Source organism: Dorea longicatena, assembly GCF_024168045.1.
In the GTDB taxonomy this organism is placed as follows: Bacteria; Bacillota; Clostridia; order Lachnospirales; family Lachnospiraceae; genus Dorea_A.
In genome coordinates this window covers 918,877-931,914 of sequence record NZ_CP100126.1, presented here as the reverse complement: position 1 = coordinate 931,914, position 13,038 = coordinate 918,877, and the positions used below count along the sequence as shown (strand labels likewise).

Sequence of the window (13,038 nt, the reverse complement as noted above, 5' to 3'; positions counted from 1 at the left end):
GACAGACCAATCTGATTAATCCTGGATACGGATCATATGTACGATCTGCTCTTTGTAAAGTTTTGATCTGGTCTCATAATCACCTTCCATCATAACAGGTGTTACGAATCCAAATTCATCTTCCAGTTCCGGAACGTTTACGACTTCAATCTCTCCGTATGATTCTTTCAGCTGTGGAATCAGTTTTTCTTTATCTCCCTTAATTCTCACAAAGAATCTTCTCTTAGAATCCGCCTTATCTTCCAGTTGGAGCTTTTCTTCTTTCCACATTGTCATAATATTACGGTTCAGATGTTTTGCTTCGTCTACCACATCTGCAACTACGGCGCTTGCAGTCGGAAGTTTTCCTGCCCCGCTTCCATAGAACATCGCATCTCCCAGTACATTTCCATGCACAAAGATTGCATTAAATACATCATTGACATTGTAGAGCGGATGATCCGGATATAACATACATGGTGCTACGATCGCATGCAGTCTGTTGCCCGCATAACGTCTGCTGGACGCCAGCAGCTTGATCGTTGTTCCCATTGCCTTTGCATATTTCATATCTTCTACCGTAATCTCTGTGATTCCCTCACAGTAGATATCTTCAAAATCGACCTGCTGTCCCGAGATCAGGGATGACAGGATTGCGATCTTTCTGCAGGCATCGTAACCTTCTACATCAGCTTCCGGATTTCTTTCCGCATATCCATTTGCCTGTGCTTCTTTCAGGACGGTATCATAATCTGCCCCTTCGTAAAACATCTTTGACAGCATATAATTTGTCGTTCCGTTTAAGATTCCGGTGATCTCCTCGATCTCGTCTGCAGTCAGAGAAGAATTCAGCGGACGGATGATTGGAATACCCCCTCCGACACTTGCCTCAAACAGGAAATTAATATTATGTTCCGCTGCAATGGAAAGCAGCTCTGCTCCGTGCTTTGCCACCAGTGCCTTATTTGATGTTGCCACACTCTTTCCGGCCTGCAGGCAGCGTTTTACAAATGTATACGCCGGTTCGATACCACCCATCACTTCCACAACAATCTGTACCTCTTCATCTGATACGATCGTCTCGAAATCATGTATGATCTTGTCCTGCACCGGATCTCCCGGGAAATCTTTCATGTCCAGCACATATTTGATATTCAGTTCTTCACCGATTCTCTGATTGATACGTGCCCCGTTGGTATTGATGACTTCTACCACTCCGGAACCCACTGTCCCGTAGCCCATTACTGCTATATTGATCATATATTCCCTCCCTTTAGCCGTTCGCAATCTTCTTCAGGTATGCATTGATAAACGAATCAATATCACCATCCATTACGGCATTTACATTACTGTTTTCCTCATTTGTACGATGGTCTTTCACCAGTGTATATGGCTGCATAACATAAGACCTGATCTGATTGCCAAATCCGATATCTTTCACTTCACCCCGGATATCTGATACTTTTTCAGCCTGCTCCTGCTCTTTCATGAGTTGCAGCTTTGCTTTTAACATCTGCATTGCTTTTTCTTTGTTGTGATGCTGTGACCGTTCATTCTGACACTGTACCACAATTCCGGTTGGCAGATGCGTAATACGTATTGCGGAAGACGTCTTATTTACATGCTGTCCTCCGGCACCACTTGCGCGGTATGTATCAATCTTCAGATCATCATCTGCAATCTCAATATCGATATCATCTTTCAGATCCGGCAGTACATCGCACGATGCAAAAGATGTCTGGCGTTTTCCTGCCGCATTAAACGGTGAAATACGCACCAGCCTGTGGACACCTTTTTCTGATTTCAGATAGCCATAGGCATTCTCACCATTCACTTCAAATGTAACTGCTTTAATTCCGGCGATATCTCCGTCCAGGAAATCCAGCACCTGAAGTGTGAATCCCTTTCTCTCTGCCCATCGGCTGTACATACGGTAAAGCATACCTGCCCAGTCACAGGATTCTGTTCCGCCGGCTCCGGCATGTATCGTCATGATCGCATTGCAGGAATCATATTCGCCTGACAACAGTGTCTGGATCTTCAACTTTTCAAACACTTCTTCAAATGTATGGATCTCTTCCTCTAGTTCTTTTACCATCTCCGGATCTTCATCTTCATATCCCATCTCGATCAAAAGACCGATATCTTCATAAGAACTGTAGAGATTATGGATTGTCTCCACAAGTTCTTTCAGATTCTTCAATTCTTTCATCAGTTCCTGTGATTCTTCCGGATTATCCCAGAATCCAGGTTCTTCTATCTTTCGTTCCAGTTCTTCGATTCTCCGCTCTTTCCCTGCAACGTCAAAGTGAATCCCTCATTTCGGCAAGAGGTTCTTCATAAGCGTTCATTATTGTTTTGAACTGATCTAATTCAACCACATTTCCACCTCTTTCTTTTCTTATATTCTTCTTTATCCGGCAGCCGGGTTATCCCTGCCGCCGTCATCTCATATCATATACGTCTGCATTCTGAAATTAATTCTTCCGTCCGCAGCACTGTTTGTATTTCTTTCCGCTTCCGCACGGGCATGGATCGTTTGGATATACTTTCTTTTCGGCACGTTTCTTCGGCTCACGTACTCCTGTATCATCCTTGTTCGTTCCGGTTACTTTTGCAACCTGTTCTCTTTCTACCTTCTGTTCCAGTTTGACATGCAGGATCGTACGTACCGTATCTTCCTCAATGCTTCTTGTCATCTCATCAAACATCTCGTATCCGATCATCTTGTACTCAACCTTTGGATCTCTCTGACCGTAAGCCTGAAGACCGATTCCCTGACGCAACTGATCCATATCATCGATATGATCCATCCATTTTGCGTCGATCACTTTCAGGAGAACGACACGCTCAATCTCACGCATATGCTCCGGCTCCGGAAATTCTGATTCTTTCGCCTCGTAAACCTTTGCCGCACGTTCTTTCAGCATATGCTTCAGTTCCGTCTGACTGATATCTTTGACATCTTCTTCCGTGATCACTTCCATCGGAATCGTATTCCGGATCGTCAGATTCAATTCTGTCAGATTCCACTCATCATAATCCTGATCCGGACTGGTTACCATGTCTACCGCGTTTTCCACATAATCATTCATCATGTGGAAGATAGAATCGCGCATGTTATCTCCATCCAGCACATGGCGTCTTTCTTCGTAAATAATCTCTCTCTGTTCGTTCATTACCTGGTCATATTCCAGCAGATTTTTACGGATTCCGAAGTTGTTGCTCTCGATCTTTTCCTGTGCTTTTTCAATCGCACTGGAAAGCATCTTATGCTCGATCTGCTCGCCGTCTTCCACACCAAGTGTATTGAACACATTCATCAGTCTTTCCGATCCGAACAGTCTCATCAGATCATCTTCCAGGGAAATGTAGAATCTGGATTCTCCCGGATCCCCCTGACGTCCGGAACGTCCACGCAGCTGGTTATCGATACGTCTGGATTCATGCCGCTCGGTTCCGATGATCTTAAGACCTCCGGCCGCCCTTGCTTCATCATCCAGTTTGATATCCGTACCACGGCCTGCCATGTTTGTTGCGATGGTTACCGCATCATGGATACCTGCCTGTGCAACGATTTCAGCTTCCAGTTCATGGAACTTGGCATTCAGTACGTTGTGTTTGATGCCGCGGCGCTTTAACATACCACTTAACAGTTCCGAATTGTCGATCGTGATCGTACCAACCAGTACCGGCTGGTGTTTTGCGTGCGCCTCTTCAATTGCATCGCACACAGCTCTGAACTTTTCTTTCTGTGTCTTATACACTGCATCTTCCAGATCCTGACGCTTTACAGGCACGTTTGTCGGAATCTCAATAACATCCATTCCGTAAATTTCACGAAATTCTTTTTCTTCCGTCAGAGCTGTACCTGTCATACCTGACTTTTTCGTATATTTATTGAACAGATTTTGGAATGTAATAGTTGCCAGTGTCTTGCTTTCCCGCTTAACCTTTACATGTTCTTTTGCTTCGATTGCCTGATGCAGTCCGTCCGAATAACGGCGTCCCGGCATGATACGTCCGGTAAATTCATCCACGATCAGCACTTCATCATCTTTTACTACATAATCCTTGTCACGGAACATCAGATTGTGTGCACGTAATGCAAGAATAATATTGTGCTGGATCTCCAGATTATCCGAATCTGCAAGGTTATCGATATGGAAGAACTTTTCAACTTTCTTTACACCATCTTCGGTAAGGTTGATATTCTTCTCCTTTTCATTAACAATGAAATCTCCTGTTTCTTCAATGTCCTCACCCATGATGGCATTCATCTTGGTGAATTCTCCGCTTGCCTCACCACGTTCCAGCTGACGTGCAAGTATATCACATGCTTCGTAAAGCTTTGTAGATTTCTCGCTCTGTCCGGAAATGATAAGTGGTGTCCTCGCCTCATCAATCAGTACGGAATCGACCTCATCGATCAGTGCATAGTTCAACCCTCTCTGCACAAGCTGTTCTTTATAAATAACCATGTTATCTCTCAGATAATCAAATCCGAGTTCGTTATTTGTCACATATGTGATGTCACAATCATATGCGGCACGTCTCTCATCATTATCCATGCTGTTCAGTACCACACCTACAGTCAGTCCGAGGAATTCATGTACCTGTCCCATCCATTCTGCATCACGTTTTGCCAGATAATCATTGACAGTTACAACATGTACGCCTTTTCCTTCCAGTGCATTCAGATAAGACGGCAGAGTTGCGACCAGTGTCTTACCTTCACCGGTTTTCATCTCTGCAATACGACCCTGATGCAGGATGATTCCACCGATGATCTGTACGCGGTAATGCTTCATTCCCAACACACGGCTTGCCGCTTCTCTCACTACTGCATAAGCCTCCGGGAGAATATCATCTAAAGTCTCGCCATTTTCCAGACGGTCCTTAAATTCTTTTGTCTTTGCTTTCAATTCTTCATCTGAAAGCCGCTGCATATCTTCATCCAGTGCCATAACCGCATCTGCGATCGGATATACTCTTTTCAACTCATTCTGACTGTGAGTTCCAAATATTTTCTGTATAATATTCATTCGATGTATACTCCTTATTTCTCTTTAAGGCCGCGAAACGACCACTTTATCCATTATTTTATCACTATCCATACCTCAATTCAACTGATTTATAAAGTGTTAACACTTTATTTACGACCTGTTTATAGGGGATTACTTTTTGATTCCGCATGGCACATTAATGATATTCTTTTATCACTTCATACGGAATCCTGCCACCAAAGAGATCAAGCGCACTTCCAATCGTAAAATCAACCTTTCCGTTTCCGGTTCTGCGTATCTGTTCCAGATCCTCCATACTTCCGATACCTCCTGCATAAGTCACCGGAATGTCTGCCTGCTTCAGGATCTCTATCAGCTCCTGTTCTATTCCGGAAGCTTTCCCTTCCACATCCACACCATGTACCAGAAATTCGTCGCAATAACCGGACAGTCTGCCAAGGATCTTCGTTCCAAGCTCCACATTGGTAAATGTCTGCCAGCGGTCAGTTACGATATAATATCTTCCGTCCTTCTTCCTGCAGCTCAGATCCAGAACCACATGTTCTTTTCCCACTGCCATACATAATTTTTTCAGATTATCCCAGTAGATTTCACCATTTTTGAATACATAAGAAGTCACAATCACATGGCTTGCTCCTGCCCGGATATATTCCGAAGCATTGTCTGCCGTAATTCCGCCTCCGATCTGTAATCCTCCCGGATACGCATGCAATGCCTTTAATGCCTGTTTTTTTGTCTGTCCGTAATATTCCGACGATGCCGGATTCAGGAGAATGACATGTCCCCCTTTCAGTCCGTCTTTTTTATACATTTCCGCAAAATAATCGGCTCCCTGATCTGCCGCGAAATTCTCTTCCGCCTGGTCTCCCTGATCCCGAAGGCTCCCTCCGACAATCTGTTTTACTTTTCCGTTATGTATATCAATGCATGGTCTGAATTTCATAAATGTTTATCTCCTTTTTGCGTTTTCAACCATTTTACCACACTAAAGTACAGCCGTCCAGTTTGCCGCGAATGCCCCGGACAACAACGAAGGATGCCGGAAGGATATTTTTCCTTCACCCCGGCATCCTTGTTTTGTACTTTTTGTCTTACCTTGCAGCAATCAGGTGTCCCTTTTCCTATCTGGTATTATCCGTATCATTTTTTCCTGTATCATTTTTTCCTGTATCGTTTTTTTCCGTATCGTTTTTTTCCGTATCGTCCGGATCCAGATCATCTACGATGTCATCCACACCGTCTTCTACACCATCTTCCACTTCATTTACTGCGTTATCATCTGTATTATTTGTATTATTTCCACAGCCGGTCAGCCCCAACATTGCTCCTGCACACATTAATATCAGCAGCATTTTTTTCCATTGTTTCATTGTACAATCTTCCTTTCGTATATTTTTCATCTGCCATCAAGTATTACCTGTCATCAGTAATATCTGCATTTTTTGAAAATATATACAAAATCCGTATGCTGCTGATACTGGTATTTTTTTACATTTCTACAGTCTCTCTGCTATCACACCACTTCTGTATGCTGCAAGGAGCACTTCCAAATCTGCGATCTGTTCTTTCAGATGTCTTCCCACATCGGTATCTTCCACTTTTTTACGTTCCAATGTCCGTTTAACTACGGTACTGTCTGAATGTATATCACTTTCCTTCTCAATGGCCGCTTCTGTAGATTCAAACGGCTCATGCGCAGCCAGGATCAGTCCATAAGAATTGTAAATCAATGTATATCCTGCAATACCTGTTTCTTTCTGATACGCTCTCGAAAATCCACCATCGATCACCAGAACTTTTCCGCCGCACTTGATCGGTTTTTCCCCATCTTTGCATTTTACCGGTACATGACCGTTGATAATATGCGCATCTTCATTTTCCAGTCCGAATTCTTTCAGTATATGGCAGATTACCTTTTCATCTTCCAGCAACAGATAATATGGATTTTTCTTCTCTTTATGTGTCTCTTTTTCTGCCAGGAAATAACGTTCGAACGTCGCCATCTTGTCTTTACCGAACAGTGGTGAATTCTCGCTCAGCCAGATATACCACATAATGTCTTTTCCACGTTCTTTTTCCTTAGAATCCATAGCATAGAATCCTTTTCTTACATAACTTTCAAGGACTTCATAGAGACCTTTCCCCTTATATGTATGACCGAAAATCCTCACACTCTTCAGATTGCCATCTTCTTTTAATGGTACACAGCCATGATATAACAGATTTCCATTATACACTTTATATAATCCGCCTTTGTTCAACAGGAAATGCATATGGCTCTGTAATTTTTCACAGTTTTCAAATGCCCTTTCCAAACGCTCCATAATATCCTCTTCTTCTTTGGTAAGTGCATATGGCTTTTTCGGGTCAATTGTCGGGAAATTCGAATCCAGCATTTTATATTCTTTCCCATCCAGTTCAATTGTACCCTTTTCATAGTCAATATGATGCAGGAGATTGCGTTTATCCAGTTTAAATCCCGGATTTTTCTTGATAATCTGCCCTTCTACCTTGAACTGGATCACCGAAATCGCTTTGTGCATCTTCACATCCAGCAGCATCTCACTTGCACTGTAATTCGGACTGCCTTTTAATTTGAAACATTCGCACGGATCATCCCGATATGTATTCATGGCAAATGTTGCCAGCGGAAGCAGATTGATTCCATATCCTTCTTCCAGAATGTCCAGATTTCCATATCTCGCACAGATACGGATCACATTGGCAATACATCCTCTCTGCCCGGCTGCCGCACCCATCCACAGGACATCATGGTTGCCCCACTGGATATCTACCGAATGATAGTCCATCAGCTTGTCCATGATAATATGCGGTCCCGGTCCTCTGTCATAAATATCCCCCACAATATGCAGATGGTCTACCGTCAGCCGTTGGATCAGTTCACTCATGGCAATAATAAATTTCTCTGCCCTTCCGATACGGATGATCGTGCTTACGATTGCATTATAGTAAGACTCTTTATCCGTCATATCCTTTTTCTCCGTGATCAGCTCTTCAATCACATATGCAAAATCTGCGGGCAATGCTTTTCTGACCTTTGATCTGGTATACTTGCTGGCGGTTCTTTTGCAGATTTCGATCAGGCGATATAGTGTGATCTTATACCAGTCTTCCATATTCTTTTCCGTCTTCTTGATCCGGTCCATCTTCTCTTTCGGATAATAAATAAGAGTAGCAAGCGTCTGTTTGTCCCTGCTACTCAAAGTATTACCGAATACATCATCAATTTTACGGCGCACAGAACCAGAGCCATTCTTTAAAACATGTGCGAATGCCTCGTATTCCCCATGAATGTCCGTCAGAAAATGTTCTGTACCCTTTGGCAGATTTAAGATTGCCTGCAGATTGATGATCTCTGTAGAAGCTTTGGCGATGGTCGGATACAGTTGAGAAAGTCTTTCCAGATAACGTTCCTCCAATTGTCTCATAATTACCTCCCGGTCTCCCCTTTATTTTTTTAAGATGCCGGGATTGTGTGAGCACAAAGCACAGAACAATCCACCGGCATCATAGATGGGACTTTAGATTCCAATATCTTATATCATATCACATTTTAGAACTGGATCACATCTGACATATCATATCTTCCGGCCGGTTTTCCTGCCAGGAACTTTGCAGCCTCCACTGCTCCTTTTCCAAATACCGCTTTGGAATACGCTGTATGTTTGAACTCGATCACTTCATCCTGCCCTGCAAAAAGCACCTCATGATCTCCAACGATCGTTCCTCCGCGTACAGCTGAAATTCCGATTTCTTTTCCGTCGCGTTTCTGGCGCACCTGGCTTCTATCATATACATAATGATACTGATTATCCGCTGCTTCATTGATAGAATCAGCCAGTGCAAGTGCAGTACCGCTTGGTGCATCCAGCTTCTGATTATGGTGCTTCTCTACCAGTTCGATATCATATCCTGCCGGTGAAAGTACCTTAGTAGCATCCTGCAAGATCTTCAGAAGCAGGTTGATTCCAAGTGACATATTTGCAGATTTTAAAACTGCAACTTTCTTTGCAGATTCTTCCACCTTTGCAAGCTGCTCTTCTGAAAGTCCTGTTGTACAAAGTACGACCGGCACCTGCTTCTCCACGCAATAACCCAACAATTCATCTGCTGCCGCTGCATTCGAAAAATCAATGATAACGTCCGCTTCCACATCGCACGCACCAATGTTCTCAAATACAGGGTACTCATTTGGCACTTTGGTGTATTTATCAATACCTGCTACAAGTTCAATTCCTTCTGTGTTCTTGATAATATCTGTAATAACACGTCCCATATGTCCGTTACATCCATGCATAATTGCTTTTACCATATTCTTGTCCTCCTCTGTATACATGCTTCTTCCGGGCGTATGCCGGTAAAAACAAAGGATACCATAGACGTATGATATCCTTCTGTCTTTTTATTATACTAACTGAATACCGAAATCTTTCATTGCCTGAGCAAGATTCTTCTCATGTTCAGGGGATATCTCTGTAAGCGGCATGCGAAGCGGGCCACAGTCGATTCCCATCAGCTGCATTGCTTTCTTAACCGGGATTGGATTCACTTCACAGAATAACTGATCGATCAGAGGGAGTGCTTTCAGCTGAAGTTCTGCACTTCCTTTCACATCCCCTTCAAAATACTTCTCACAAATGTCATGTGCTGCATCCGGTGCCACATTCGACAGTACAGAGATCACACCTTTTCCTCCAAGTGATAATACCGGCACGATCTGATCATCATTTCCTGAATAGAGGTCAACATTACCGTCTGTCAGGTTCATGATCTTTGCAACCTGTGAGATATTTCCTGATGCTTCTTTGATGCCCACGATATTATCTACATCTTTTACCAGTCTTGCAACTGTTGCAGGTTCAATATTACAGCCTGTTCTGCTGGCAACACTGTACATAATGATCGGTGCTTTCACTTCTTTTGCTACCGCACTGAAATGTCCGATAAGTCCGTTCTGCGTTGCTTTATTGTAATAAGGTGTAACCAGAAGCAGACCGTCTGCTCCATACTCGGAAGCTTCTTTTGACATGTCTATTGCAGTACGTGTACAATTGGAACCTGTTCCCGCGATAACCGGAACTCTCTTATTCACACGGTCGATTGTGAATTTCACACACTGCATGTGTTCTTCTTCTGTCATGGTAGCAGACTCTCCTGTTGTACCACAGATTACAATGCTGTCTGTTTTATGTGCACAATGAAACTCGATCAACTCATCAAGCCTGTCATAGTTAATACTTCCATCTTCATTAAATGGTGTGACTATTGCCACGCCGGCTCCTGTAAAAATAGCCATAGTGATCCTCCTGACTTTCATATAATCTAATGAAATTCTATCATCAATTAAATATGATGTCAATCCGAACCCTTATCGAAAATTCATCCTTTACACCGGCTCATCCATACATTCCAGCTTGCTGACCGATACCTCGTAGGCAACTCTTTTCTGTGTTTCTGTTTCTGTGATCTTCTTCGTATATTCACGGCTCTGAATTCTTCCAACCACCTGCACGTGCTCCCCAACTTCAAATGCAGAAGCGAATCTGGCATTCCTTCCCCAGCAGATACATGGAATGTAATCGGATTTCCCGTACGGTCTGTTCACTGCCAGCAACAGATCTGCGATTTCCCTTCCCAGCGGTGTTTTTCTATATACCGGCTGTTTACAGATATATCCATCCAGTAAGATTTGATTCGTCTTTGCCCCGTCAAGCTCTTCTTCAATAAAAAAGAGTTCTCTGACAAAAACAGAAAGAATCAATCTGTTTTTCATCTCTTCGTGCCTGTTGTAAGACCGGAATTGTCCGTTTACCATAATAAATTCCCCTGTATAATCTTTCGAAACATCTATCAGACGTTCTGAAATCATCAGCGGTATCCTGTCTTTGGAATTACTGAGTCTTTTCACATCCACTTCTACCATATAAAAGCCTTCTCCGAATACTTCATGGCTGAATAAAAACGGGGATACGATTTCTCCCATCATAGTTACCTGGTTGTTCTCAATCATCTTATCTGACATAATTTTGTAATCTCCCTTCCTCTGGATCGTATTTTAAGTCATTACAAAGTCTATGAATCAAATCAGCATTTTAGAACTAAATACTTGTAAATTTCAAAAAATGTGATAAACTAATGTGGTTGCAGATAATAATAGGTAGAGAAAAGGAAGATTCGTAATGAAGACAAAACGTGAAGATGTACGTAATATCGCGATTATTGCCCATGTTGACCATGGTAAGACAACATTAGTAGATGAATTATTAAAGCAAAGCGGTGTATTCCGTGAAAATCAGGAAGTAGCAGAACGTGTCATGGACTCTAACGATATCGAAAGAGAACGTGGAATCACGATCCTCTCCAAGAATACTGCCGTCACCTATAACGGTGTAAAAATCAATATTATAGATACTCCGGGACATGCTGATTTCGGCGGCGAAGTAGAACGTGTCCTTAAAATGGTTAATGGTGTTATCCTCGTTGTTGATGCGTTCGAGGGTGCTATGCCGCAGACCAAATTTGTACTCCGCAAGGCAATGGAGTTAAAACTTCCGGTCATCGTATGTATCAATAAGATTGACCGTCCGGAAGCAAGAGCCGAAGAAGTTATCGATGAAGTTCTGGAACTGCTCATTGACCTTGGTGCTTCTGATGAACAGTTAGACTGCCCATTCGTATACGCATCCGCTAAGAATGGTGTGGCTGCACTTGAGATTTCGGATGAAATGAAAGACATGAAGCCTCTGTTTGAGACCATTCTGGATTATATTCCTGCACCAGAAGGTGATCCGGAAGCTCCGACTCAGGTTCTGATCAGTACGATCGACTATAATGAATATGTTGGACGTATCGGTGTTGGTAAAGTAGATAACGGTACGATCGCAGTTAACCAGGACATGGTTGTTGTCAACCATCATGATCCTGACAAACAGAAGAAAGTTAAGATCAGTAAATTATATGAATTTGACGGTCTGCAGAAAGTAGAAGTAAAAGAAGCATCTATCGGTGCAATCGTGGCAATTTCAGGTATCTCTGACATTTCCATCGGTGATACACTCTGCTCACCTGAAAATCCGACACCAATTCCGTTCCAGAAGATTTCTGAACCAACAATCTCTATGGATTTCGTTGTAAATGACAGTCCGTTTGCCGGACAGGAAGGAAAATATGTAACTTCCCGTCACTTACGTGATCGTCTGATGCGCGAACTGAACACAGATGTCAGCCTTCGTGTTGAAGATACCGAAAACATGGACGCATTCAAAGTATCCGGACGTGGTGAACTTCACCTTTCCGTTCTAATCGAGAATATGAGACGTGAAGGATATGAATTCGCAGTCAGCAAAGCTGAGGTTCTGTATCACAAAGACGAGAATGGTAAACTTCTTGAGCCAATGGAGATTGCTTACATTGATGTACCTGATGAATACACTGGTGTCGTTATTGATAAACTGAGCCAGAGAAAAGGTGAATTACAGACAATGGGTGCTGCCAATGGTGGATATACACGTCTTGAGTTCCGTATCCCATCCCGTGGTCTGATCGGTTACCGTGGTGATTTCCTGACAGACACAAAGGGAAATGGTATCATGAACACTGCATTCGACGGATACGCTCCATATAAGGGAGATATCCAGTATCGTAAACAGGGATCTCTGATTGCATACGAGACCGGTGAGTCTGTAACTTATGGTCTGTACAGTGCTCAGGAGCGTGGAACACTCTTCATCGGTGCCGGTGAAAAAGTTTATTCCGGTATGGTCATCGGTGAAAATGCAAAAACAGATGATATCGAAGTAAATGTATGTAAGACCAAGCATCTTACCAATACTCGTTCTTCCAGCGCAGATGATGCACTTCGTCTGACACCTCCGACGGTCCTCAGTCTGGAGCAGGCAATCGACTTCATCGATACAGATGAACTTCTGGAGGTTACTCCGGAATCACTCCGTATTCGTAAAAAGATTCTGGATCCTAAGATGAGAAAACGTGTAAATCGCTAATGAATAAA

10 protein-coding genes are annotated in these 13,038 nt (G+C 43.0%); 1 reads left to right on the top strand and 9 read right to left on the bottom strand.

The features are described from left to right. Positions 1-15 precede the first annotated feature (15 nt). The 9 genes from NKF87_RS04465 to NKF87_RS04425 form a co-directional block, all read right to left on the bottom strand. On the bottom strand, positions 16-1,239 hold the full coding sequence (locus NKF87_RS04465) for a homoserine dehydrogenase (protein WP_055281432.1): 1,224 nt from the start codon (positions 1,237-1,239) through the stop codon (positions 16-18). A 13-nt stretch (positions 1,240-1,252) separates the two neighbouring features. After that, positions 1,253-2,360 (bottom strand): peptide chain release factor 2 gene (prfB, locus tag NKF87_RS04460; RefSeq protein WP_117597141.1). Its coding sequence is split into 2 segments (ribosomal slippage): positions 1,253-2,284 and positions 2,286-2,360, totalling 1,107 coding nucleotides; the frame shifts between segments, so codons are not numbered across the junction. Positions 2,361-2,456: 96 nt separating this feature from the next. Then, a complete protein-coding gene (gene secA, locus NKF87_RS04455) occupies positions 2,457-5,024 on the bottom strand; it encodes a preprotein translocase subunit SecA (protein WP_055281428.1) in 2,568 nt (855 codons plus the stop codon). A 157-nt stretch (positions 5,025-5,181) separates the two neighbouring features. After that, on the bottom strand, positions 5,182-5,949 hold the full coding sequence (gene hisA / locus NKF87_RS04450; RefSeq protein ID WP_117597139.1) for a phosphoribosylformimino-5-aminoimidazole carboxamide ribotide isomerase: 768 nt from the start codon (positions 5,947-5,949) through the stop codon (positions 5,182-5,184). A gap of 178 nt (positions 5,950-6,127) precedes the next feature. After that, a complete protein-coding gene (locus NKF87_RS04445) occupies positions 6,128-6,376 on the bottom strand; it encodes a hypothetical protein (protein ID WP_253584062.1) in 249 nt (82 codons plus the stop codon). A 126-nt stretch (positions 6,377-6,502) separates the two neighbouring features. Continuing rightward, positions 6,503-8,455, bottom strand: coding sequence for a fructose-1,6-bisphosphatase (locus tag NKF87_RS04440; RefSeq protein WP_055281422.1), 1,953 nt, complete (start codon positions 8,453-8,455; stop codon positions 6,503-6,505). A gap of 125 nt (positions 8,456-8,580) precedes the next feature. Further along, positions 8,581-9,339 carry a 4-hydroxy-tetrahydrodipicolinate reductase gene (gene dapB / locus NKF87_RS04435; RefSeq protein ID WP_055281420.1) on the bottom strand — a complete coding sequence of 253 codons (759 nt, stop codon included), beginning with the start codon at positions 9,337-9,339 and terminating at the stop codon, positions 8,581-8,583. Between the two features lie 93 nt (positions 9,340-9,432). Beyond that, the gene (dapA, locus tag NKF87_RS04430; protein WP_117597135.1) at positions 9,433-10,323 is read right to left on the bottom strand and encodes a 4-hydroxy-tetrahydrodipicolinate synthase; all 891 of its coding nucleotides are present in this window, start codon (positions 10,321-10,323) and stop codon (positions 9,433-9,435) included. Between the two features lie 90 nt (positions 10,324-10,413). Further along, the gene (locus NKF87_RS04425; RefSeq protein ID WP_028088254.1) at positions 10,414-11,049 is read right to left on the bottom strand and encodes a single-stranded DNA-binding protein; all 636 of its coding nucleotides are present in this window, start codon (positions 11,047-11,049) and stop codon (positions 10,414-10,416) included. Positions 11,050-11,206: 157 nt separating this feature from the next. On the opposite strand from NKF87_RS04425, the gene typA reads away from it, so the two are divergent. Continuing rightward, entirely contained in the window at positions 11,207-13,030 is a 1,824-nt protein-coding gene (typA, locus tag NKF87_RS04420; protein WP_006426231.1) for a translational GTPase TypA, read from the top strand. Positions 13,031-13,038 lie beyond the last annotated feature (8 nt).

Bases quoted from the DNA above. Each gene is read 5' to 3' on its own strand.
- NKF87_RS04465 (WP_055281432.1), bottom strand. From the start codon at position 1,239: ATGATCAATATAGCAGTAATGGGCTACGGGACAGTGGGTTCCGGAGTG.
- secA (WP_055281428.1), bottom strand. From the start codon at position 5,024: ATGAATATTATACAGAAAATATTTGGAACTCACAGTCAGAATGAGTTG.
- hisA (WP_117597139.1), bottom strand. From the start codon at position 5,949: ATGAAATTCAGACCATGCATTGATATACATAACGGAAAAGTAAAACAG.
- NKF87_RS04445 (WP_253584062.1), bottom strand. From the start codon at position 6,376: ATGAAACAATGGAAAAAAATGCTGCTGATATTAATGTGTGCAGGAGCA.
- NKF87_RS04440 (WP_055281422.1), bottom strand. From the start codon at position 8,455: ATGAGACAATTGGAGGAACGTTATCTGGAAAGACTTTCTCAACTGTAT.
- dapB (WP_055281420.1), bottom strand. From the start codon at position 9,339: ATGGTAAAAGCAATTATGCATGGATGTAACGGACATATGGGACGTGTT.
- dapA (WP_117597135.1), bottom strand. From the start codon at position 10,323: ATGGCTATTTTTACAGGAGCCGGCGTGGCAATAGTCACACCATTTAAT.
- NKF87_RS04425 (WP_028088254.1), bottom strand. From the start codon at position 11,049: ATGTCAGATAAGATGATTGAGAACAACCAGGTAACTATGATGGGAGAA.
- typA (WP_006426231.1), top strand. From the start codon at position 11,207: ATGAAGACAAAACGTGAAGATGTACGTAATATCGCGATTATTGCCCAT.